This is a genomic window from Lentzea sp. NPDC036949, from assembly GCF_055608075.1.
In genome coordinates, this window is the sequence record NZ_JBVJRA010000005.1 from 270,250 (window position 1) to 293,983 (window position 23,734).

18 protein-coding genes are annotated in these 23,734 nt (G+C 71.0%); 6 read left to right on the plus strand and 12 right to left on the minus strand.

The window, feature by feature from the left end:
• The 5 genes from ACZ7CD_RS16795 to ACZ7CD_RS16815 form a co-directional block, all read right to left on the minus strand.
• On the minus strand, positions 1-1,158 hold the full coding sequence (locus ACZ7CD_RS16795) for a glycosyltransferase (RefSeq protein ID WP_470379189.1): 1,158 nt from the start codon (positions 1,156-1,158) through the stop codon (positions 1-3).
• Positions 1,159-1,175: 17 nt separating this feature from the next.
• On the minus strand, positions 1,176-5,141 hold the full coding sequence (locus ACZ7CD_RS16800; RefSeq protein ID WP_360386824.1) for a DUF4082 domain-containing protein: 3,966 nt from the start codon (positions 5,139-5,141) through the stop codon (positions 1,176-1,178).
• A 277-nt stretch (positions 5,142-5,418) separates the two neighbouring features.
• Positions 5,419-6,276, minus strand: coding sequence for a COG1361 family protein (locus tag ACZ7CD_RS16805; RefSeq protein ID WP_470379190.1), 858 nt, complete (start codon positions 6,274-6,276; stop codon positions 5,419-5,421).
• Positions 6,277-6,343: 67 nt separating this feature from the next.
• Complete coding sequence (locus ACZ7CD_RS16810) at positions 6,344-7,846, minus strand: sugar transferase (protein WP_360386819.1); 1,503 nt, start codon at positions 7,844-7,846, stop codon at positions 6,344-6,346.
• Between the two features lie 376 nt (positions 7,847-8,222).
• On the minus strand, positions 8,223-8,438 hold the full coding sequence (locus ACZ7CD_RS16815; RefSeq protein ID WP_360386817.1) for an RNA-binding S4 domain-containing protein: 216 nt from the start codon (positions 8,436-8,438) through the stop codon (positions 8,223-8,225).
• A 91-nt stretch (positions 8,439-8,529) separates the two neighbouring features.
• Here ACZ7CD_RS16815 and ACZ7CD_RS16820 point away from each other — a divergent pair, with 91 nt between their 5' ends.
• Positions 8,530-9,213, plus strand: a complete 684-nt coding sequence (locus tag ACZ7CD_RS16820) for a DUF2306 domain-containing protein (protein WP_470373297.1) — start codon at positions 8,530-8,532, stop codon at positions 9,211-9,213.
• A gap of 269 nt (positions 9,214-9,482) precedes the next feature.
• Here ACZ7CD_RS16820 and ACZ7CD_RS16825 read toward each other — a convergent pair whose 3' ends face one another.
• The 4 genes from ACZ7CD_RS16825 to ACZ7CD_RS16840 are packed head-to-tail and all read right to left on the minus strand — an operon-like array spanning position 9,483 to position 11,980.
• Positions 9,483-9,899, minus strand: coding sequence for an SLATT domain-containing protein (locus ACZ7CD_RS16825; RefSeq protein ID WP_360386813.1), 417 nt, complete (start codon positions 9,897-9,899; stop codon positions 9,483-9,485).
• Complete coding sequence (locus ACZ7CD_RS16830) at positions 9,896-11,098, minus strand: DUF4231 domain-containing protein (RefSeq protein ID WP_470379191.1); 1,203 nt, start codon at positions 11,096-11,098, stop codon at positions 9,896-9,898. Before ACZ7CD_RS16830 ends, ACZ7CD_RS16825 begins: the two co-directional genes overlap by 4 nt.
• 43 nt (positions 11,099-11,141) lie before the next feature.
• On the minus strand, positions 11,142-11,264 hold the full coding sequence (locus ACZ7CD_RS16835; RefSeq protein ID WP_360386808.1) for a hypothetical protein: 123 nt from the start codon (positions 11,262-11,264) through the stop codon (positions 11,142-11,144).
• A complete protein-coding gene (locus ACZ7CD_RS16840) occupies positions 11,261-11,980 on the minus strand; it encodes a haloacid dehalogenase-like hydrolase (RefSeq protein WP_360386805.1) in 720 nt (239 codons plus the stop codon). The genes ACZ7CD_RS16835 and ACZ7CD_RS16840 overlap by 4 nt, the downstream gene beginning before the upstream one ends.
• Positions 11,981-12,016: 36 nt before the next feature.
• On the opposite strand from ACZ7CD_RS16840, the gene ACZ7CD_RS16845 reads away from it, so the two are divergent.
• From ACZ7CD_RS16845 to ACZ7CD_RS16860, 4 genes are all read left to right on the plus strand, one after another.
• Positions 12,017-13,402 carry an SDR family NAD(P)-dependent oxidoreductase gene (locus ACZ7CD_RS16845; RefSeq protein WP_360386802.1) on the plus strand — a complete coding sequence of 462 codons (1,386 nt, stop codon included), beginning with the start codon at positions 12,017-12,019 and terminating at the stop codon, positions 13,400-13,402.
• A 94-nt stretch (positions 13,403-13,496) separates the two neighbouring features.
• On the plus strand, positions 13,497-14,159 hold the full coding sequence (gene ku / locus ACZ7CD_RS16850) for a non-homologous end joining protein Ku (RefSeq protein WP_470379192.1): 663 nt from the start codon (positions 13,497-13,499) through the stop codon (positions 14,157-14,159).
• 108 nt (positions 14,160-14,267) lie between these two features.
• Complete coding sequence (locus tag ACZ7CD_RS16855) at positions 14,268-17,138, plus strand: DEAD/DEAH box helicase (protein WP_470379193.1); 2,871 nt, start codon at positions 14,268-14,270, stop codon at positions 17,136-17,138.
• 130 nt (positions 17,139-17,268) lie between these two features.
• The gene (locus tag ACZ7CD_RS16860; protein WP_360386794.1) at positions 17,269-17,880 is read left to right on the plus strand and encodes an LPXTG cell wall anchor domain-containing protein; all 612 of its coding nucleotides are present in this window, start codon (positions 17,269-17,271) and stop codon (positions 17,878-17,880) included.
• 105 nt (positions 17,881-17,985) lie between these two features.
• Here ACZ7CD_RS16860 and ACZ7CD_RS16865 read toward each other — a convergent pair whose 3' ends face one another.
• On the minus strand, positions 17,986-18,732 hold the full coding sequence (locus ACZ7CD_RS16865) for a PIG-L family deacetylase (protein ID WP_360386792.1): 747 nt from the start codon (positions 18,730-18,732) through the stop codon (positions 17,986-17,988).
• Positions 18,733-18,835: 103 nt separating this feature from the next.
• On the minus strand, positions 18,836-20,626 hold the full coding sequence (locus ACZ7CD_RS16870; RefSeq protein WP_470379194.1) for a S8 family serine peptidase: 1,791 nt from the start codon (positions 20,624-20,626) through the stop codon (positions 18,836-18,838).
• Positions 20,627-20,809: 183 nt separating this feature from the next.
• On the opposite strand from ACZ7CD_RS16870, the gene ACZ7CD_RS16875 reads away from it, so the two are divergent.
• Positions 20,810-21,736, plus strand: a complete 927-nt coding sequence (locus ACZ7CD_RS16875; protein ID WP_360386786.1) for a LuxR C-terminal-related transcriptional regulator — start codon at positions 20,810-20,812, stop codon at positions 21,734-21,736.
• Positions 21,737-21,816: 80 nt separating this feature from the next.
• On the opposite strand, the gene ACZ7CD_RS16880 is transcribed toward ACZ7CD_RS16875, so the two are convergent.
• Positions 21,817-23,694, minus strand: coding sequence for a S41 family peptidase (locus ACZ7CD_RS16880; protein ID WP_470379195.1), 1,878 nt, complete (start codon positions 23,692-23,694; stop codon positions 21,817-21,819).
• Between the last annotated feature and the right edge of the window lie 40 nt (positions 23,695-23,734).

Here is a 23,734-nt window from a genome sequence, read left to right on the forward strand (position 1 = left end):
TCACCTCTGCCGGGAACCTTCCGCGACGCGCAGGCCGATGGCGCCGGCCACCACCGCCGCGCGGGCCTGCCACGAGTGCTGCTCGGCGAAGCGCTGCCGGCGCGCGGGGTCCTGCGGCGCCCTGAGCGCGGTCAGCACCGCGCGGGCGAGCTCGACCGGGTCCCCCACCGCCACCACGTCGGGCGACTCGGCAGCGAGCCGGAGCGTCGCGGGCAGTGCGCTGCCGACGACAGAGCGCCCGGCAGCGAGGTACTCCAGCGTCTTCAACGGGAACGAGGCGCGGTTGAACGCCGTGTCCGCGTACGGGGTGAGCCCGACGTCCATGCGCCGCAACCACTTCGGCAGCTCGGCGAACGGGACCGCGCCGGGGTGGTGCACGTTCGGGCGGGCGACGAGGGCGGGGAACCGCTCCGGCTCCCACGCCGGGTCGCGCGGTCCGACGAGCAGCAGCCCGATCCCGGTGTCCGCCACGGCTTCGAGGTACCGGATGTCGATCCGGTCGGTCAGCTGCCCGACCACACCGGCGACCTCGTCCGGGAACCCGTCGGGCAGGCCGGCGGGGACGACGGACTCGATGCCGCGGTAGGCCGCCGTGTCGCAGCCGTTCGGCACGACCACGGGGTCCGCGCCGAGCTCACGCCAGCGCGCGGCCAGCTCCGGTGTCACCGCGAGCACCACGTCCGTGCGGGCCAGTGCCGCCTTCTCCTGCGCGCGCAGCCGGGACGCGTCCTGGTTCATCAACGCGGCACCGGAGACCCAGTCGTCGGTGCCGTACAACACGTTCAGCGCGTCCCAGCGGCCGAGCACGTCGTCGAAGGAGCACGCGATGACGGCGTGCGGCCTGCGCGGGAGGTGCTGCTTCACCTGGGCCCGCACCAGCGGCCACGTGGTCGCGCGGATGCCGGGCCTGGTGAGGCCCGGCAGCGCGATCGGGGTCAGGCGCGTGACGCCGGGGAGGGCCTCGCGCACGGAGGGACGCCACGACCGGCGGGTGCTGCCGATGCCCCGGTACCGCTGGGGCGTCACGGGTGAGACCGGCGGGTCCACCCACAGCACGTCCGCGTGGGCCGTGAGAGCTTCGGTGAGCTGGCGTTCGGAACCCCGAACGCCGTCCCACGTCACTCCCGAGAACAGCACGACCAGCGGTCGTGGCGTCACTCAGATCAACTCCTGTGTCAGCTTCCCGGGGTGAACACGACGTCCACCCAGTAGTTCGCACCGCCGAAGGTGTCACCGGGGAAGCCCGTGCCACCGCGGAACACACCGTTCGGAGATGCTGCCGCGGCCAGCGGCGGACTGCTGACCGCCGACCGGTTGAAGTACCCGGCGTCGGCGGAGTAGCGGCCGACGGTCGTCGTGTACGAGGCCACGTACGTCTGGCCGGCGGTGATCGGCACCGGGGTGTCGAACACGAGCGTCTGCCAGCCGGTCGCCGTCTCGTTCACGAACGTGCCCGTCGCGAGGCTGGTGCCGTTCGACGCCCACAGCGACCCGGTGTGCGTGCCGGTGTTGCCCGCGCCCTTGTAGAACTTGACGCCGGACACCTGGCCGTTGACCGCCGCGGTGAACCGCACGCCCAGCTCGTAGGCGTTGTTGTCGTTGGACGACGTCACCGCGGGCAGGGCGGCGGCGCTGAACAACGAGCACGGGCAGGTCGCGGCCGAGGTCGTCGTGAACGACCACGTGGCCGGGCTGGTCGTGGCGTTGCCGTTGACGTCCAGGATCCGCAGCTCGGCCGCGTACTGCGTACCCGGTGCGAGCGGGGCGTCCGGCGTCCAGGTCACCGTCTTGCCGTCACCGGAGACGGCGAACGCGCCGGAGGTGCCGGCCCCACCGGGGTCCTTGAGCGAGAGCTGCGCCGACGCCACGTCGACCGGCTCGTTGAAGGTGGCGGTGACGGTGGTGTTCAGCGCGACACCGGTGGCTCCCGGCGCGGGCGTCCTGGCGGTCAGGATCGGCGGCGTGCTGTCGCCGTTCGCGCCGTTGCGCCAGATCACGTCGACCCAGTAGTTCGTCGAGTTGTACGTGCCGGTGGGGAAACCACCGCCGGTGCCGTAGCGGTACACGCCGTTCGGGCCGTCCACACCGGACTTCAGCGCGTGCAGCGAGTAGTAGTCGTGGCTGGAGTTGAAGCTGCCGTTGGTGGCGGAGTAGCGGCCGTTCGGCGCGTAGTAGGACACCACGTAGGTGGTGTTCGCCTGCACGTCGACGGGCTGGTCGAACGTCAGCGTCTGCCAGCCGCTCGCCGTCTCCCCGTTGAACGTGCCGGTCGCGAGCCGCTGCCCGCTCGCCGACCACAGCGAACCGGTGTGCGTGCCGGAGTTGCCGAAGCCCTTGTAGAACCGGACGCCCAGCACCTGGCCGCGGCCGTCGAAGCGGATCTTGGTGCCCACCTCGACCGCGCCCGTGTCGCTCACCGCGTTGACGGCGGGCGCCGCGAAGTCGTCCCACACCGTGCACGGGCACGTGGCGCCGCGCGGGGTACCGGTGGTGAAGGACCACAGCGTCGGGCTCGGCGTGTTGCCGGACAGGTCGGTCGCCTTCCCGGACACGTCGTAGGTCGTGCCCGGCAACAGCGGGTTGTTCGGCGTGAAGGTGGCCTTCATGCTGTTGGCCGCCACCGAGATCGTGCCGGACACACCGCCGTTGGGGCCGTTGACGAGGATCTGCGCCGAGCTCGGCGTCACCGGCTCGTCGAAGGTGATGCTGACCGCCGGGGTCAGCGAGACGCTGCCCTGCTGGTTCAGCGGGTCCGTGGACAGCGTGCCGGGGGCGCGGGTGTCCGGACCGGGGTCGAGCGCGAAGATCGGGTCGACCCAGTAGTTGGCGTTGCGGTAGCTGTCGGTCGGGAAGCCGGACGACCCGCCGCGGAACACGCCGTTCGGGTTGCCGGAGACGCCCTTGGCCGCCGACAGCGGTTCCAGGCCCACCGCCGCGCTCGTGAAGTAGTCGGCGTCACCGGCGTAGCGGCCGTTGGGCGCGAAGTACGACGCGACGTAGGTGGTGTTCGCCGAGACCTGCACGGCGGTCGGGAACGTCAGCGTCTGCCAGCCGGTCGCCGTCTCCGCGCCGAACGTGCCGGTGGCCAGCCGCTCACCGCCGGCCGACCACAGCGAGCCGGTGTGCACGCCGGTGTTGCCGGTGCCCTTGTAGAACCGGACACCGCGGACGTACCCGTTCACGCTGGACTGGAACTTCACGCCGAGCTCGATCGCGCCGCCGTCGTTGGTCGACGGCACCGCCGGGGTGGCGTTCTCCGTCCAGATGGTGCACGGGCAGTCGCGGGCGAGCACGGTGACGTCGCGGCTCACCGCGGCCGAGAGGTTCGCGGAGTCGTCGACCGCGCGGACCTTCAGCGTCTTGGGACCGGCGGCCGAGAAGGTGTGCGTGTAGTTCCACGACGCCGTGCCCGCGGTCCAGTTGGCCGGGTGCCAGGTGGCGCCGTTGTCGACCGAGACCTCGACGCCGGCGACGCGGCCCGACGAGTCGATCACCGTGCCGTTGAACGTGTAGCCGGTGCCGACGGTCGGCGAGTTCGTGGTGCCGAACGCGACCGACGGCGGTGCGGTGTCGGTGCTCGCGGTCGTGGCGAAGAGGTTCGGCTCCAGCGTGGTGGGCTGGACGCCCATGTCCGCCAGCAGGTTCACCGTCGCCTGCTTGATCCGGACGTCCGAGGTCGGCTCGTCGGTGCGGAACGCGTGCTCGTCCTCCAGGCCCCACGCCCACTGCACGGTGCCCGCGCCGAAGACCAGCGCGCCGGAGGAGTGCCTGTACAGCGTCAACGCGTGCGTCTTCGTGCCGCTCCTGTAGAGGTCACCGTGGTTCTGCAGGACGTACTGGCCGTCCATCGTCACCGTCGTGCGCGACAGCTGCGCCACGCCCGGCGGCTGGAAGCCGTTGTCCTCGACGGAGTCCCACTCGTAGCCCAGGGTGCCCGGCTTGAAGGAGTAGGCGCCGGTCGTCATGGACGCGAGCGGGGTGTTGCGCCACAGCCGCATCTTGCCGTAGGCGGCGGGGACGACCAGGGAGTCGTCGCGGCGGCCGTTGACCGTGAAGATCTGGCCCAGCAGGGCGTTCTCCGGGTTCGCGCCGTTGGGCGAGGTGGTGAACCGCGGGTCGCGCCAGGTGCCGGTCCACTCAGGGCTCGGGTCGATCTTGGCGCTGGCCTTGGTCTCCTTGTAGGTCACCACGGTCCGCCAGTCCGTCGGCGAGGAGCCGAGGCTGGGGGCCCAGCGGTGCTTCCAGAAGACCTCGTTGCCGGTCATGAACGCGAGGTGCACGCCGGCGGCCCGTGCGTTCTCCACAGCGGTGCGCTGTTCCCTCGACCAGTACTCGTCGTGGCCGACGGCCATGAACACCTTGTGGTTGAGGATCAGGTTGCCGCGGCGAGCGGTGTCGGCGTTCGTGGTGTAGCTGACGTCGTAGCCGTTCTTCTCCAGCCAGGTCAGCATCGGCACCTCGGCGTTGAAGATGAAGTTCTCGTCACCGGTGTTCGCGATCGGGCGGTTGTAGCTCACCGCGTAGGCCGAGCCGCCGTCACCGGGACCGGAGCCGTAGTAGAGGCTGTTGCCGCCGTAGCGGTTGTAGGCGTGCCAGGTGGCGTCGGAGGTCTGGAAGAAGATCTTCGACCGGCTGGAGTCGTCGCGGATGACGAACGCGATCTCGTTCTCACCGCCGGTGTCGTTGCGGTGCAGCACGGCGTAGTAGAGGCCGGACACGGTGTCGGAGGGCACGTCCCAGGTGAGGGAGACGGCCCAGTTGCCGCAGTCGACCAGCGCGACGGCCGAGTCGGGCAGGCAGTCGACCGGCTGGCTCTGCGGGGTGGTGCGGTCGAGCTGCTTGACCAGGCGGGCGCCGGCACCGCCGTAGTAGCCGAGGCGGAAGATGTCGATCCGGTAGGACAACGCGTCCGTCTTGACCTTGAACTTGACCTGTCCGCCAGGAGTCGAGCTGATGTCGGTCGTGTAGCCGACGATCGAGTCGTCGAGCGAGTTGAGCGACCAGTTCGCGTCACCGGTCCTGGTGTTCTCGCACGCGACCTTGTTCACCACCGGTGCGTCGCACGGCGCTGCCTGCGCGGCCGGGGCGAGCACCACGGCCGGCACGACCACAGCGGTGGCCAGCACCGCTGCGGCTGTCACTTTCGCACCCATTGATCTCAGGCGACTCCTGGGATCGGACAAGGACATGGGCGTCTACCTCTTCTTCCTGCTTGCTGCCCCAGACGATGGTTGCCACGAGCACACCGCCGCCGCACCTCCAACCGGCTCTCCCACCAGCCCAGGGCGACTCTCCACAGTGAACTTCGGGACGATACCTGCGTTCGTTACAAGGAATTCCGCTGAGCGGCCCAACGGTCGTGATTAGTCCGATCAGCGGAATCACTTGTGTCACAACGCATTGACGGGGAGCGATCAACTACCGGCAGCTGACCAGGACCAGGCTGACGACTGTGCACTGTGTACTCGCGGCGTCATTGCCCGTGTTCGGGTCGATCGGGTCCGAACCAGTGCGGGCCGCGCGGAACTCGTAGTCCAGCCCGATGTTCAGCAGCCGCACCGGGACCGAGAACGCGAGCTTCGTGCTCGCACCGGGTTCGAGGCGCGGCACCGGGCAGGCCACCGTGTTGCCACTGGCGGTGCACGTGCCGTTCACCCCGGTGATGCCCGGCGGCAACGTCGTGGTCACCACGCCGCTGAGCAACGCGTTCGGGCCGTGGTTGGTCACGTCGACGGTGAAGTCGATGCGCGGCACCAGGATTCCGAGCCGGGGCGTACCGGTGACCCTGGCCACCTGCAGGTCCGCTTCCGTGTGGACGGTCAACTGTGGACCGTCCACGGGGAACGTCGCGTAGTTGCTGCCGGACAGCTGCGCCTGGAGCGTGCCGGTACCGCCGACCGCGTCCTGCTTCACCGCGAGGGTGAACGTGACGGTCGCGGACTGGTAGCCGCCGAGCGCCTCGGCCAGTGCCGCGCGGTAGCCCGTCGGGCCACTGGGTCCGGTCAGCGTCGTGCAGCTGGCCGCACCGGTGCAGCCCACCAGGGTCGTGTACTCCGCGATGGCCCGCGGGGCGCCGAACAACCTGGCAGAGGGCTGCAGGACCGTGAAACCGTTGATGTTGGTGAGCTTCACCGTCACCGTGAACTGCTCGCCCGGTCGCACCACGGCCGCGCTCGAGGTCAGTTCCACCTCGGGCGGGGCCGCCGTGGCCGGCACCGCCGCAGCGGCGCCGAGCAGTCCGGCGATCGTCGTGATCGCCAGCGTTCGCCGAAACATTGTTCTCCTCCGGCTCGTCGTTGTTCCAGACCGATCCACTCCCCTCCCCCCGGAGGCCTTGGGCACCTCAGTACGCGCCGTGGCCGCCGAAGACGGCCCTGAACGTCTTCCACAGGATCACCGCGTCCAGGGCGAGGGACCAGTCCTCGACGTAGCGCAGGTCCAACCGCACCGACTCCTCCCAGGAGAGGTCGCTGCGCCCGCTCACCTGCCACAGCCCGGTCAGCCCCGGCTTGACGAGCAGCCGGCGCCGCACGTCGGAGGAGTACCTCGCGCTCTCCTCCGGCAACGGCGGGCGGGGGCCGACCAGCGACATGGCGCCGGTGAGCACGTTGAGCAGCTGCGGCAGCTCGTCGATCGAGTAGCGCCGCAGGAACGAGCCAACCTTGGTGATGCGCGGGTCCTTCTTCATCTTGAACAGCAGTCCGTGGCCCTCGTTGGCCGCGGCGAGCCTGGTGCGCAACGCGTCGGCGTCGGTGACCATCGTGCGGAACTTGATGATCGTGAACGGGACGCCGTCCTTGCCGACGCGCTTCTGGCGGTAGAACACCGGACCGCGGCTGTCGATCATCACGAACGCCGCGACCGCGAACATCAGCGGTGCGAGCAGGAGCAGCAGGAGGAACGCGCCGACCTTGTCGACGACGCCCTTGACGAGGCGGCGGAACCCGGTCAGCGCCGGTTCGCTCACCCGGAGCAGCGGCATGCCGAGCACGGCGCTCATGTGCAGGCGAGGACCGGCGACCTCCATCAGGCCCGGCGAGACGACCATCTCGGTGCCGGAACCCTCCAGCGCCCAGGCGAGCTGCTGCAGCCTGCGCGGAGTCCAGTAGGCGTCGGGGGTGACGGCGACGATGCGGTAGCCGCCGCGGCGGACCTGGTCGGCGAGCTCGCGCAGCTGGCCCACGACGGGCACGCCGTCGACGTCGGGACCGACGCGGCCGCGGCCGTCGAGCGTGCAGACCGCGTCCACGCGCCAGCCCAGGTGGGCCATGCGGCGGGTGCGGTGGATGAGGTCCTCGACCGTTTCCAGGTTGCCCGCGGCCAGGACGGAGAGCATGAACCTGCCTTCACCGCGACCGCTGTGCAGCGGCCGGCGCAGGAGGTAGCGCAGGGGGAAGGCCACCAGGGCGATGGCGGGCACCACGACGAACACCCACAGGCGGGCGCCGGGGATGTCGACGGCGAGCGCACCCAGACCGAGTGCGACCACCGCCCCGAACAAGCCCCGGCCGAGCCGCCGGAACTCCTCGGCCCCCTGACCGAGCACGGCCGGCGTCCAGACCCGGTTGAGGGTGAGCGAGCCGACCACGACGACTACTGTGAGTATGTCCAGCAGGGCAAGGGAAAGCGGGCCGAAGGCGGCGTGCCGCGAGTGCATGACGGCGCCCACCGCCACGACGACCAGCACCGTCGTCAGCACGTCGGCCGTGATGACGGCGTAGCGGTAGCGCGTCTCCCACCGTGCGATCGGCGGGTGCGTCTGTCTGTGTTCGTGGCTGCGTTCAGGACTGAGCGTCGAGCCCCGCCCGTGCACAGCGTCACGGGCAGAGCGGACCTGCTCACTCATCGTTGTGATCTCCCCGGCTCAGCGGTGATTCCGGACGTGCAGGTGCGCAGGTCACCCCGAGGACCTTTGGTGCTCCGCGCAGACCGCACAGCCCCTCCCACAGGGCGGTGCCGGAAATCCCGGAGCTTGCAAACCGTGATTCGCCCGCTCCGGCGTCCGCGTTACAGGCTGTGGAAAAAAGTTTCCTCCGCGCCCGAATGGCGGACGTGACGTGCGTCTCACCATCTGGAAACCGAGCAGCCACAAGACGATTGGCCAAGTCCACAACGGACACAAATGTCACGCGCGGCATGAGCCGATGGTCGGAAAAAGGTCTTCAGACTCTGGTGCTTCGACCTGTTTTGAGCGTTGTATTACCGCCGAACGGAGCAATCACCTACGGCCGAACGGAAATGCGCACCTCTTCCCGGCCGACCACCACCACGTCACCCGCGCGCAGCTGCGCACCCCTGCGCAGCTCCACGGCACCGTTGACGTGGACCTCTCCGTCCTCGATGAGCTCCTTCGCGTGCGCGCCGTCGTCCGCGAGCTGGGCCAGCTTGAGGAACTGTCCTAGCCTGATCGGCTCTTCCGAGATCTCCACCGTCCGCATGAGCCGCATCATCCCAGTAGGGCCGTCCCCACTGCTCGCTCGGGGGCGCGCACCAGGGCGAACGGGTGACGTCGTTGACAGGCTCACGGTCATGAAAACTTCGTGGGGGTACACCGCCTGGTTGGCGGTGTCGGGACTGGTCGCGGTGGGCATCACGGCGTTCGCCGCGAGCGCCTACGTCACCCTGGACGTGGCGCAGGCGCGGCCGGAACTGCACGGGCCGGTGCATTACGGCCTGCTTGTCGCGCACATCTTCACCGGAACGGTCGCGGTCCTCGCGGGCGTCTCGCAGTTCTGGCCGCGGCTGCGGGCCAGGCACCCGCGGGTGCACCGGGTGCTGGGCCGCGTGTACTTCGGCGCGGTCCTGCCGTCGTCGTTGCTGGGCGTCGTGTGCGCGCAGCTGTCGTTCTACGGGCTGGCGTCCTCGGGGCCGCTGGCGCTGCTGTCCGTCCTGTGGTTCGCGAGCGCCGTCCTGGGCCTGCGGACGGCACGGCGGCGCCAGTTCGGCGCTCACCGCATCTGGATGATCCGCGGGTTCGCGCTGACGGGCGCCGCCGTGACCGGCAGGCTGTGGGGACTGCTGCTCGGCGGCCTGCTGCCCGAGGCGGACGGGCTGCTGGTCTTCGCCACCGCGAACTGGCTGTCGTTCGTGGTGAACCTGCTGGTCGCCGAGTGGTGGATCCAGTCGCGGGGCTACACCCGCGCCTTGCCCTCCACGGCCGACAGGCCGAGCATCTCGAGCAGGTCGGCGCAGTCCAGGGCGTCGGTCGCGTGACACGCCACGGTGCGCGCGGCCTTGCTGTTCTGGATCGTGCTGTGCTCCTTCTCCGCAGCCTTGGCCTCGGCGAAGGTGCCGGTGTCAGGCTCAGCCAAAGGGGTACGCGCCCAAGTCATGTCGTGCCTGCTTCCGCATCGGGGGATGTGGTCATCATGACAACGGGATCACCGAAACACCAGAACTAGTGCTTTCCGTAATCGATCGTCCACGGAGCGTGCAAAACGCGAAAACGCTTTCCGCGGCTGTTTTTGATCAATTACCGGGAATCAGCGCCCGTACCTGAGCACGGACTCCACTTCGGTCACGAATGCGACGAGGCGCTCGTCGTCCACGTCGTCGGGCGTGGGACCGTCCACGGCGAGCCGTTGCAGCGCAACGGATGCCGCGGCGTTCTCCCGCGCCAGCCGGCGGAAGCCGAACGTCGCCTCGTACGCGGTGACCGCGGTGGCAAGTGCCGCAAGGGTTGTGGCCGCGAAGCCCCACACCGCGCGGCGCGGTCCGTCCGCCATCCCGGCCGCGGCCGCTGCGGCGGCCGCGATGAACAGCGCGGCGGCGATCGCCACCGTCCACGTGCGAGCGCTGGAGTACCGCCTGCGGCCGCGTTCGAAGTGGTCGAGGCGGTCGGAGAACCGGTGCCGCAGGTACGCCTCGACGAACTGGGCCTGGCGCTGCTCGTCGCTCATGTCCGCACCACCTCGTGCTTGCGGTCGCTGACCGCGGCCTCCAGGTCCGCCACCCGGTCCTGCCGCTCCTCCTGCGTGCCGGGAGCGGGAGCGGCGAGGTGGGCGAAGTACAGCGCCCGCAACCGTTCCGCGCGGGCACGGGCGGTCAGGTACCTGTCGAGCGACTCCCGCTTGCGCGCCACGATCGTGATCGCCGCGGCGAACGCGCCACCGGCGACCACGAGCACACCGGGCCACGGCGTCTCGTTCAGCCACGTCTGCAGCGCGCCGAACACCGTGGTCGTGAGCCCGCCGGCGATCGCGAGGACCGCGAGCAGCCGGTACCGGTTCTGCTCGGACTCCGCCTCCGCGTCGAGCTCGTGGAACACCGGCGCCACGACCTGGTTCGCGTCGTGGATGGCGTCGGCGAGCAGCGGGTAGGCGACCACGAAACCGGGGTCGACGAGCGGGCGCGGTTCCGGTGCCCGGTAGCGGACCCGCGGCCAGATCCGCGGCGGCGTGACGGGCTTCTCCTCGCCCAGCAACCGTTCCAGCGCGGTGACGACCTTGCCGGGTCCCTCGTCGGCGTGGACGACGGAGACCTTGCCGCTGCGCACCAGCACGGCGAGGTCGCCGGTCAGGTCACCGGTCGCGATCCGGTCGGCCAGTCCACCGGTGCCCGCGACGACGAGCAGCGGGTGGTCGCCGCTGAGGTGCTCGACGACCTCCTGCTCGCTCTCGCCGCCGACGACGAGCGCGACGGTGGCCTTCTTGCCGCGGATCGCGTCCACGACGCGGAACAGCACCGGTGTGGCGTCCGTCCACTCCGAACCGGGGACGACGACGGCGACGCCGTGGTTGGGTTCCAGCGCGACCTGGTCACCGGTGGGGGTCTCGGTGCGGTCGTGCACCTTGCTGGAGGGTGCGACGCCGACCACGACGGGCCAGCGCCCCTCACAGGCCTGCAGGGCCAGGCCCAGCAGGTGGACCACACCCCTGTCGGTGCCTTCGGTGACGAACACGGCGCCGTTGCGCGCCGCGATCACCACCACGGATCTGAGCACCGGCAACAGCTTCGCGGCGAGATCCGTCTCGATGTCCGCTGTGGAGCCGAACACGGGGATCACCGCGCGGCCTCGGGGCAGACCGAGGGAACGGGGCCTTATGTCGGCGTCCGGCTGGGACAGCCGGGTGACCGTCGGGCCGCCTGCATTGGGCATGCCGCGCACCATAACGTCGTGATCGACCGCGGACCAGGGCCGTTCAGACGTCCTCGTCGAGCGGGACCTCGCGCTCGGCGTCGAGCGGCGCCGGCTCGACCGGCTCCTGGGGCACCACGTCCTGCTGCTGTTCGGCGCTGTCGGCTTCAGGCACTTCGGGGTTCATGCGGTGCGGGTTCCCCCATCCAGGCCGGACCACACGTGCCGGCGCACCCGGTCGAGGTCGCTCAGGTCGTCGAGCACGGTCGTGGCACCGGCCGCGGCGAGCTGCGCGGCGGTGCTGCGCCCGGTGGCGACCGCGACGAGCCGCACCCCCGAGTCCAGCGCGGCGCGCACGTCGTGCGGCGTGTCGCCGATCAGCACGACCTCGTCGTCGGCGAACCGGCGGACGTGCCGGGCCCGGTCGCGGGCGAACGCCACCAGCTCGGCCCGGTCGGCGTGATCGTCGCCATAGGCGCTGACGTCCCAGTCGACCAGGTGCGCGAGCCCGAACTCCTCCAGCTTCACCCGCGCGACGCTGCCCAGGTTGGCCGTCAGCACGCCCTGGTGCACCCGCGGGTCGGCGGCGAACGCCTCCAGCGCCTCCCGCGCGCCCGGCAGCACCTCGCCGTGCCCGGTCAGCTCGCCGCGACGGGCCTCGAAGCAGCCGGCCAGCGCCGCCGCGAGCCGCGCGGAGGACTCCGGCGTGTGCTCGATGCCGTGCTGCCGCAGGCACTCGGCGATGATGTCCAGCTCGGTGCGTCCGCCCAGGTCGACGGGGCCGGCGAGGTCCCGCCCGAACGCGGTGCGGAACGCCTCCCGGTACATCAGCCCGCCGAAGCCCCTGGCCGAGATCAGCGTGTTGTCGATGTCCCACAGGACCAGCACGTCGGGACCCGTCACCGGACCGCCACCTCTCCACCCGTAAAATGCCTGCTCATGACCTCGATCGACCCCGCAGAGCTGGAAGTCTGCCTGCGCGTGCTGGCACAGGTCGAGGACCTGCCCGCGGAACACGACGACGCGGTGCGCGTCCGCCTGGCCACCGCCAAGATCTTCAAGGCCGCGAAGAAGCACCGGAAGTCCGAGCGCAGGGCCGCCATCACCGCGAACGACCGCGCGGTGACCTCGCTCACCGCGACCGGCTCACCGGACCGCATCGACGACGAGACCCAGGGCCTGCCGCTGGTCTCGACCGCCGCCGGTGCCACCGCGGGCACCCTGCTGCGCGCCCGGTCCTGCTACACCTGCCGCAAGCGGTTCGTCGAGGTCGACGCCTTCTACCACCAGCTCTGCCCCGACTGCGCCCGGTTCAACCACGGCAAGCGCGACGCGCGGACGGACCTCACCGGCCGCCGCGCGCTGCTCACCGGCGGCCGCGCGAAGATCGGCATGTACATCGCGCTGCGGCTGCTGCGTGACGGTGCCCACACCACGATCACGACCCGGTTCCCCAAGGACGCCGCGCGCCGGTTCGCGCAGATGCCCGACGCCGGCGAGTGGATCGACCGGCTGCGCATCGTCGGCATCGACCTGCGCGACCCCGCCCAGGTGCTCGGGCTCGCCGACTCGGTGGCCGACCAGGGGCCGCTCGACATCCTGATCAACAACGCGGCGCAGACCGTGCGCCGCTCCCCCGGCGCCTACGCGCCGCTGGCCGCCGCCGAGCACGAGGCGCTGACCGGCGACGCCCGCCGCCCCGAGCTGATCACGTTCGGCGGGCACGGCCAGCTGGCCCTGCCCGGCACCGCGGTTCCTGAGGCGCACTCGGTCACGACGCTCGCGTTGATGGCGGGCGGCAAGGAGATCGACGCGGGCGGTCTCGTGCCGGACACGGCGGCGACGAACTCGTGGATCCAGAACGTCGACGAGGTCGACCCGGTGGAGCTGCTGGAGGTGCAGCTGTGCAACTCCACGGCGCCGTTCCTGCTGATCTCCCGGCTGCGCGCGTCGATGGCGAAGTCGTCGTACCGGCGCAAGTACGTGGTGAACGTGTCGGCCATGGAGGGCCAGTTCTCCCGCGTGTACAAGGGTTCCGGCCACCCGCACACGAACATGGCCAAGGCAGCGCTGAACATGTTGACGCGCACCAGCGCCGAGGAGATGCTGCAGGCCGACGGCATCCTGATGACCGCCGTCGACACCGGGTGGATCACCGACGAGCGCCCGCACCCGATGAAGATGCGGCTGGCCGACGAGGGCTTCCACGCCCCGCTGGACCTGGTCGACGGCGCGGCCAGGGTGTACGACCCGATCGTGCGCGGCGAGGCCGGTGAGGACCTGTACGGGTGCTTCCTGAAGGACTACGCGCCCTCGGCGTGGTGACGCACGTGTCCGAGGTACCCGTCGGACGCACCCGAACGAGCTGTTTCGTCAGGTCATAGCGGTATTTGAACACCTGTTCGAGTACTCATTTGTCATGAGGACTGTGTGGCGGGGAGCACTTCGGTTCGGCATGACGACGATGGCGGTGCGGCTGGTGTCCGCGGCGTCCGAGCACCGCGGCAGGGTGCACCTCGTGCACCGCGAGGACAGCGGCCGGGTGCGGCACCAGCAGGTGTGCGGCGAGTGCTCGCTGCACCTGACACCCGACGACATCGGCCGCGGCTACGAGCTCGACGACGGCCGCGTCGTGCAGGTGGACCCGCGGGAGCTGCCGGCGCCCGAGGAGGGGGTCATCGACGTCCAGCAGTTCGCGCCGGTCGCGGACGTCGACCCGATCTCGTTGCACCGCAGCTACTACGTCGAGCCCGACGACCTGTCGGTGCGCTCGTACGTGCTGCTGCGCGAGACGCTGGAACGCACGAAGACCGCCGCGATCGTGAAGTTCGGGCTGCGCGGCAAGGACACGCTGGCGGCGATCCGGCAGCAGGCGGGTGTGCTCGTGCTGCACACGCTGCTGTGGCCGGACGAGGTGCGCGAGCCGCACTTCGCGTTCCTGCACCGCGACACCGAGGTGCGCACCGGTGAGCTGGCCGCGGCGGCCGCTCTGGTGCGGGCGCAGACCCGGCCGTTCCGGCCGCACGACTACCCGAACTCCCACCACGAGGCGCTGCTCAGGCTGGTCGAGGCAGCCGTCTAGTCAGCGGGCGGACGGGCCGCGTACCGGGGATGGACGCGGGCCGTCCGCCCGTGTCCGCCGGGTGGCGTTGCCGGGGTCCGCCGGTGCCGGCGGCTAGCATCGGCGGTCATGCTCGCCAGTCCGTCGGACCTCGTCGACCTGCTCGAGTGCGAGCACCGCAGCTTCCTGGGGCGTTCGGAGCGGCGGGGTGACCAGGAGGAGCTGCACCGCGCGGCCTCCCGCACGGCCGCCGACGTGCGCGCGGGTGCGGAGATCGTCGAGAACGCCGTCTTCTTCGACGGCGCCTTCCACTGTGCGGTGCCGAGCCTGGTGCGGGTCGGCACCGGCTACGAGCCGTGCTTCGACGGCTCTGAGGCAACTCCGTTGGCCGTGCTGAACCTGACGGCGGCCGCTCTGGCGTTGGGTGCCGAACGCGCGCACCTGCTGGTCAACGGTCAGCGGACGACGTTCCGGGTGGCCGACTTCGCACCGTTGCTGAGCCGTCTGCGGACGCGGCTGGCGAAGCCGGGACCGGCTCCGGCGCGCTCGTGGGGTGACGTGCGGGCGGCCTGCACCGGGTGCCGGTTCGCCCGTCATTGCGCCTCCGGGCGCGAGGAGGCCCGCGACCTGTCGCTCGTGGCCGGACTGCGCGCCGACCAACGGCGGAAGCTGGTTTCGGTTGGCATTGAAACAATCGATGCGCTAGCGGCGACCGAGGAGCGGCCACCCGCCCTGTCCCCCGCGAGCTTCGCCGCGCTGGCCGCGCAGGCCCGGTTGCAGGTGCGGCAGGAGCGCACCGGCGTGACCACCTACGAGGTCGTGGCCCCCGAGGCGTTGCAGACCCTGCCGGAACCGGCGGAGGACGACGTGTTCCTGGAGGTCGAGGGCGACACGTTCCGCACGCCGGGCTGGGAGGGCACGTTCGCGGAGTTCGTCGACCGCACGCCGACCGGCCGGGTCTACCACTTCACGCCGCACGACCTCGCCGGGCGTGCGGCGCGCACCGCGACCAGGGAGTCCGAGGTGGACGAGCTGGTGCGGCGCTGCGTCGACCTGGGTGCGTTGACCCGCCGGGTGCTGCGGGTGTCCACAAGGGAGTACACGCTGCCCGCGCTGCGCCCGTTGCTCGCGGACGACAACCCGACGCGCGGGGTGCGGGACCTGCTGGAGAAGGTGAAGCGGGAGCACGGCGTGCAGACCGCCGTGCGCGACGAGGAGCTGGACGAGGCGGCACGGGAGAAGGCCGCCGAGCGGGCCCGCAGGATGGCGGCGCTGACCGAGCCGCTGCTCGCGGAGGGCCACGCGCTGTTCGCGGCGACCGTCGGCTACCACCGGCGGGAGGCGAGCCCGGCGTGGGGCGACTTCTTCCGGCAGGCCGCGGCGCCGATCTCGGACCTGGAGACGGACTCGAACTGCGCGGTGCCGATCACGCTGCGGGCCGAGGACTGGGTGCCGCCGAGCGGGCGGGTGCGGACGTCGAAGCGGCAGGTGCGCGCGCGGATCGACCCGGAGCGGCCGCACCCGTTCGGCGCGGGCGAGCAGGTCAGGCTGCTCTACCCCGGCAACGTCACGCGCCCGGCCGTGGTGTCCGACGACAACCCGCACGAGCTGGTGCTGATCGAGAGCGCGGCGGCCGAGCACACCGAGCTGCCGCTGGCGGTGCTGCCCGGCAGCCCGGTGCCGGCGAAGCCGAAGGACGAGGCGGTCGCCGAGCTCGCGCAGCAGGCCGTGGAGCTGTTGCCGTTGCTGCCGCGCAGCCCCGGCATCGACCTGATGCTGCGCACGCCGCCCGCGCAGCCGCTGCCGCGCGACGAGGACACGGTGCGGGCGGTGATCAGGGCGGTCGACCAGCTCGACGGCGGCACGCTCGCGGTGCAGGGCCCGCCCGGCGCGGGCAAGACGTACCTCGCGACGAAGCTCGTGGCGCACCTGGTCGACCAGGGCAAGACGGTCGCGGTGACCTCGACGTCGCACAAGGCCGTGGAGAACGTGCTGCGGTCGTGTTCCGGTGACGTGCCGATGGCCAAGCGGCCCAAGGGGAAGCCAGAGGAGGACGTGCCGTGGGACCAGCCGAAGGACAACGGTGCGCTGGCCCGCTGGCGCGAGGAGCACCCGGCCGGACACCTGGTCGGCGGCACGGCGTGGACGTTCTCCAACGCGGTGATCAAGGCGCAGCCGTTCGACGTGATGATCATCGACGAGGCCGGCCAGTTCGCGCTGGCGGACGCGGTGGCGGTGGGGACGGCGGCCCGCAACCTCGTGCTGCTCGGTGACCCGCAGCAGCTGCCGCAGGTCGTCCAGGGAGTGCACCCACCGGGGTCGGACGCGTCCGCGCTGGGCCACTTGCTCGGCTCGGCGGACGTCATCCCCGGCCACCTCGGGTACTTCCTCGCGGAGACCAGGAGGATGCACCCCGCGGTGTGCCGCCCGGTGTCCGAGCTGTCGTACTCCGGGCTGCTCCACTCGCACCCGGTGGCGGCGCAGCGGTGGATCGAGGGCGTCGAACCCGGCATCTACCTGCGCGAGGTCGACCACCGGCACAACATCACGTCCTCGGCGGAGGAGGCCGACGCCGTGGTGGACACCGTGCGGTCGCTCGTCGGTCGCACGTGGACGGACAACGGCGAGACGCGCGAACTGACCGACGCGGACGTCCTCGTCGTGGCGCCGTACAACCTCCAGGTGCGGGTGATCCGCCGGCGGCTGGCCGACGCGGGGTTCGACGGGACGCGGGTCGGCACCGTCGACCGGTTCCAGGGCCAGGAGGCACCGGCCGTGGTGATGTCGATGACGTCGTCGTCCACCGTGGACCTGCCGCGCGGCCTGGACTTCCTGCTGTCGCGCAACCGGTTGAACGTGGCGCTGTCCCGCGCGCAGGCGGTGGCCGTGGTGGTCTGCTCACCGCGCCTGCTGGACGCCGACGTGCGCGGGGTGGAGCAGATGCGGCTGGTGGCGGGGTTCATCGCCCTAGCGGAAAACATGAAGGTTTGTTCGTGGTGACACCTCACCGTTGTCAGACGGTGACCTTTCGACTGCCGTCGGTTGCTAGCGTGGCGCGGTTCACCCGGTCGGGTGATTTGTGTTTTGAATGGTTTTCCCGCCACGCATCAACCCTGAGCAGGAGTTTCCGTTGGCAAGACGAGTTCTCGGCGCGTTCGCGGTGACCGCCACCGCGGCTCTGGCGTCAGTGGCGCTGGCCACGCCTGCCTCCGCACACACCGACGTCGTGGACGCCGGGTGCAACGAGAAGGCCGGCAAGTCCTTCCTGAGCGTCGAGCTCACGAAGTACAACGGCCAGGCCGACAACTTCTTGACGATCACCGTCGACGGCAAGGAGCAGCCCGCTCAGCCGTTCCGCGAGTCGTTCAAGCAGACCTGGACGTTCCCCGCCGACGTCAAGCACGACTTCAAGATCAAGGTCGCCGCGCACGACGATCCCAACAACAAGCACGGCTACTCGAAGACCTACGACCGGTCAAGCACGGCGTGCGTCAAGTACGTCCCGCCGACGACCACCACGACCACGACGCCGCCGGTGACGACCACCACCACGGAGGCGCCCTCGTCCTCCGCCGAGGTGCCGCCGTCGACGACCTCCGCCGCCCCGGCCCCCGGTGGCAGCACCCCCGAGCCGCCGCTCGCCGCGACCGGCGCGTCCCCGACCTGGCTGCTGCTGTCCGGCCTGGGCCTCGTGGGCGCCGGTGCCGCCGCACTCCTGGTCGTCCGCCGCCGCCGCGCGTGACCCGCTGAAGGGGCGGCCCGCACGTGGCGGGCCGCCCCTTCACGTTCCCAGGCGTCTGCAAGTACCAGTACTTGCAGACGCCTGTGCAGCAAGGGGGGCGGGCGGTCAGAGGGCGAGGGTCTTTTCGGGGCCGTGGCCCGCGCGGATGAAGTACTCCGTGCCGAACGCGTGCGCGAAAGTCTCGTCGTCCAGCGACAGGAAGAACGACTGCTCGGGGATCTGCGAGGCGTGTGCCCGCATCGCGGCCCGCTTCACCCCGAGGTACTCCGCGACGTCCACCTCGGTCGTGATCTCCGACTCAGGCACGGCTCCCTCCATGAGCGGCGGCTCCTCGGCCCCCGACCGCCTCATCGCCTCCCGGAACCGCGTCTCGCTCACCATCGCCTGGTACACGGCGGGCGTGCCGGCGATCTCCGCGGCCCGCATGCCCACCCGGTGCACCTGGATGTGGTCGGGGTGCCCGTACCCGCCGAAGCTGTCGTAGGTGGTGAACGCCTTCGCGTCCTCCTCCCGCAGGATCGCGGCCAGCTTGTGCGCCGCCTCCTCGACGTCCGCGGTCCAGAACGAACCGGGCCGGTCGTTGAGCTCGTCCCCCATCATCCCGGAGTCGCGGTAGCCCAGGAACTCGACGCGGTGCACCCCCAGCAGCTCGGCGGCGGCGTGCGTCTCCCGCACCCGGCGCTCCCACAGCTCCTCGCCCTCGTCGAGGAAGTCGGGAACCTCGCCGCTCTCACCGCGGGTGGCGACGACGAGCACGACCCGGTGGCCCTCGTCGGACGCCTTCCGCATCACACCTCCCGTGACGATGCACTCGTCGTCGGGGTGGGCGTGGAACGTCACCAGTGTTGCCATGGGTAGGACGTTACCCGCGGCGGGCGGCGGTGCTCCCGGCACGTGAAAGGGCGGCGCCTCCCGGAATCCGGTGGGAGGCGCCGCCCTCGGCGAACACGTGGAGCTATCGCAGGGTCAGGTTCCAGGAGTTGATGTACCCGGTGTCACCGGAGTACACGTCCTGGACCCGCAGCTTCCACGTGCCCGCCGCGACCTCGGACGAGGCGTTGACCGTGTAGGTCGCCACCACGTTGTCGGCGCTGTCCGAAGTGGACGAGTTCTTGAGTCGGTAGGCGGTGCCGTCCGGGGCGACCAGGTCGACGACCAGGTCTCCGCGGTAGGTGTGGACGATGTCCACGCCGACCTTGGTGGTGGCGGAGGCGTTGCCCGTCAGCGAGGACGTGATCGAGGACGTGACGGCGGTGCCGCGGTCCGGGATGGCCACGTCGGTGGTGTTCTCCAGGCCGCCCGACGGGGGCTGCGTGGAGTCGACGGCGTTGACCGTCTTGGTGGCGTCGGCGAGGCCGGCGCCGCAGCCGCCCGAGCAGGTGCCGGGCAACGGGCGGACGTTGGCCTTGATCAGGTCCTTGACCTGGACCGGGGTCAGCGACGGCTTCTTCGCGACCAGCAGCGCGGCGAGGCCCGCGATGTGCGGGGCGGCCATCGAGGTGCCCTGGTACGGCTTGTAGTTCTCCGCGCCGGGAACGGTGGTGCCCGCGTTCAGGGTGGACCAGATGCCGTTCTCCGGCGTGGTGATGGTGCCGGGGGTGTCGGTGCCGCGGCGGGTCTCGCCGCCGGGGGCCGCCACGTCGATGCGGGTGCCGTAGTTCGAGTAGAACGCCTTGTTGCCCTCGCGCGAGGTGGCGGCGACGGTGATGACGCCGGTGCAGTTCGCGGGGGTGAAGTTCGCGACGTTCATGTTCGAGTTGCCGGCCGCGACGACGACGGTGGTGCCGCGGTTGATCGCGCCGTTGATGGCGTTCTGGTAGGTCGTCGAGCAGGACGACTGACCGCCCAGCGACATGTTGATGACCTTGGCGGGCGTCTGGTTCGCCGGGACGCCGGTCACGGTGCCGCCGGACGCCCAGGTGATGGCGTCGGCGATGTCGGAGGTGGCGCCACCGCACTTGGCGAGCACGCGCAACGGCTGGATCTTCGCGTCGTAGGCGATGCCCGCGACGCCCTTGCCGTTGTTGGTGGACGCGGCGATGGTGCCGGCGACGTGCGTGCCGTGCCAGGACGAACCCTGGTCCGCGGCGGGCACCGGGTTGCCGTTGGCGTCGGTGCCGCACTCGCCGCGGGCGACCCAGTCGCCCTCGTCGGCCGGGTTGGAGTCGCGGCCGTTGTTGTCACGGGCGCGCGCCGAGTCCGACACGAAGTCGTAGCCCGCGACGACCCGTGCCGACAGGTCGCTGTGCGCGACGTAGCCGGTGTCGATCACGGCGACGGTGACGCCCGCGCCGGTGCTGCTGGCCCACGCACCGGGCACGTTCATGCCCGCGGTGGCCTCGAAGAGGTCCCACTGCCGGGAGTACTCGGTGTCGTTCGGGTCGGCGAACGGCTGCATCAGCAGGTCCGGCTCGACGTACGCGACGTCGGGGTCGTTCCTGAACGCCTGGATGGTGTTCTCGGCGTTGGCGGTCTTCTCACCCAGGTTGACGACGACGGCACCGCTCGACATGCGGCGGTGCACGGACTTGCCCTTCTTCCGCACGTCGTCCGAGGCGGCGGTGTCGGACGTGGCCTCGGCGGTGCCCGGCTTGTAGCCGACGATCAGCCTCTCGAAGGGGCGGTTCACCCGGGTCGAGTCCGGCTGGGACTGGATGGGGGCAGCGGTCGCCGACGGGGCGACAACGCTGAGCACGGCGGCGGACACTGCCGCGGCGCACACGCTCGTGCGTCGCAATCCGTTCACGTGAGGTCCTTCCACGCAGGGCCTTCGCGTGCCGTTGAGGGCGTCAGGGTTCTGAACCGGCTGCGGAGGTGGGGAGGACCGTAAGTCGGGTCGCAGCGGGGAGAACAGGTCTGGCGGAGTCCGAATGACGACACTGGCGTGTTCACGACAGGGCCGCTACCCCGAATGGCGCACAATGTGGCCGTGTTCGGACACTTGGGCGTCGCACCGGAGCTCTCCGCGGTCTACGAGCTGCTGGTCACGGGTGGCAGCCGCACCACGGAGGAGACCGGCGCCTCCCCCGCCGCGCTGGAGCGGATGCGCGAGCTCGGCCTGGTCAGGCACCTGCCCGGCGACGTGTGGCAGGCCGTCGCGCCCGACCTCGCCGTCGAGGCGCTGATCGCCGCGCGCGAGGAGGCCAACCGCAGGGCGCGCGCCGACGTCGGCCCGTTGATGGAGCTGTACCTGCGCAACCGCGACGAGGAGCAGGCCGACAACGCGTTCGTCGAGGTGGTGTCCGGGGTGGACGCCGTCCGCGAGCTGTGGCACGCCCTGCTGCGCGGCGCCCGCGAGGAGGTGTGCGTGCTCGACCAGCCGCCGTACGTGACGCCGCTGGGCCAGCACGTGGCGCTGGAGGACGAGACCCGCGAACGCGACGTGCAGTGGCGCGTCGTCTACGACCGCTCCGCCGTCGACATCCCCGGCCGCGTCGTGGAGATCATCGACCTGGTCGCGGCCGGCGAACGCGCCCGCGTCACCCCGACGCTGCCGTTCAAGCTCGCGGTGATCGACACGCACGCGGCGGTGCTGCCCGTCGTGAACGGCGACGTGGTCGACGAGGTGCTGCTGATCCGGCCGTCGGCGTTGCTGGACGTGCTGCGCTCGACGTTCGAGCTCTACTGGGACAAGGGCATCCCGTTCAGCCCCGGCGGGATCTACGCCGCGGCGGCCGACGTGGACCCGAACCTGCTGGGCCTGCTGGCCGCCGGGCTCACCGACTCCTCGATCGCGCGGCAGCTAGGGCTGGCGCCGCGGACCGTGCAGCGGCGGGTGCGGCAGCTGATGGACCGGTGCGGGGCGCAGACGCGGTTCCAGGCGGGGGTGCAGGCGATGCGGCGCGGCTGGTTGTGACGACAGCACGGCCCGGTGCGGTGACCGCGCGGCCGAAACGGGCGCTTCCGGTCATGGCGTCACCGGAAGCGCCCGTTCGATCAGCTGGTGACCTTGCGCGCGGCCACCAGCCGTCCGTCCGCGAACCCCTCGACGCGCACCTCGCTGCCGGACGTGGTGAGCGGCACGGTGTGCGCGCCGTCGGTCACGTCGATCGAGGTGGCGGGGCGGCCGTCGACGTAGACGTCCACCCGGTCGAGGTTCACGGTGTCCAGTGAGGCGGTCGTGCCCGCGACCGCCACCCCGAGCCGGCGCACGGGCTGCTCGGCCAGCAGCTCGGCCGCGCGGTTCAGCAGGTCCACGTTGCCCTGCAACAGGTCTGCGCGCGTGAGCTGGTGCCGGTGCGTCGGGCGCACGCCCAGGTCCTCCACCGGGGTGCCGGCGAGCTTGCCGACGCGCAGGGTGCGGCGGATGGAGACGCGCATGTTCGCCTTGCCGGGCAACGGCTTGTACGGCGTGTCCGGGTCTCCGGGCGCCGGGATGCTCAGCAGGGTGGACAGCAGGCCGTGCGTCCACACGTTCGCGCCGCCCGCGCCGGTGTTGTCGTCGACGCCGAGGATCGGGCCCAGCGCGTGGTCGGCCCAGCCCGCGGCGAAGATGTCGGTCGCGGAGTAGCAGCGGGCGTCGGTGACCAGCACGACCGGGCCGTGGTAGGTCTGGCCCACGGAGTTCGCGCCGTCGACCGGTGTGATCGTGTGGGCGCAGGAGAACGCCTGACCGGTCTCGGTCGAGGAGTCGAGCGAGGGGAACCACGGGCCGAGGTTGATCTGCCCGGTCGGGTCTTCCGCGTGGCGGCGGCAGATGCGCAGGTTCAGCGGCGTGCTGAGGAACTGCACGGGTTCGGGCTCGACGCGGCGCGGGGTCATCGTCTGCAGCAGGAACTCCGCGGCGAAGATGTGGCCGCCGCCGTTGTCGCGGACGTCGACGATCAGGCCGTTCTGCGGCAGCAGGGCCGCGAGCCGCACGAACTCCCGCAGGAACGCCTCCGGGTCGTCCACGCTGAACGTGAAGATCCGCAGGTGCCCGAACGTACCGGACGGCGTGGTGACCGGGCGGGCGCGGAACACGCCGGGCAGGGTCGTCGGCACGTCCTGCTCGCTCATCGCGACGGCACCGCCCGCGGCCTCGGCGGCCACGACCTTGGGCGCGTGCAACAACTTCTTGGCGCGCGCCTTCTCGTCGGAGTCGAGGTCGACGCCCTGCGCGGCGGCGGCCGGCGAGAGCGCGTCGACGTCGGTCATCGGCGGCAGGTTGTCGGTCACCTGCCAGTCCACCCGGACGTCCTCGCTCGTGCCGCCGGCGGTGCGGTGGGTCACGACGACCCAGTCCTCGTCCGGCGGGAGCTGGATCACCAGGGGGCGCAGCGTGAGCGACTCCAGGCCGCGGGCGAGGTTCGCGGCGGTGTTGCTGCCCGCGAAGATCGCGCCGTTCACCGCGACGGCGCGCGCGATCGCGGTGCCGTTCCAGTGCGTCACCTCGTCGCCGACGGCCAGGCCGGTGAACCCGGCGACCGTGCGGGCCACGAGGTACCGCTCGGTGCCGTCCGGGTCGAAGCAGCGCTCCAGCTGGAACGGCAAGAACGCGATCTTGCCGGCGAACGGGGCCGGCAGCAGGTAGTTGGTGTGCAGGTCGCGCACCGAGTGGAAGGTGCTCGACAGCTCGCGGTGGAACTGCCACTCGGGCTCGGCCGTGGCGTCGGTCTGCCGTTCGAGTCTGGCTCTGAGCACCCTGAGCCGTTGCACCGGGTTCACCGCGTGCATGGCGACCTTCAACGGCAGGTGCGCGTAGTTCTGCTCCAGCAGGATCAGCGCCTGGTCCACGACGAGCTTGCGCTGGGCGAGCGTGAGGGTGCCCGCGGTGGCGAGGAACTCGGCCAGGCCGATCGAGTTTGCGACGTTCGGGTGAGCGGTTGCGGTCATGGTGGGGCCTCCTTGCCAAGTAGAGGCTTCCCGAGGTGCC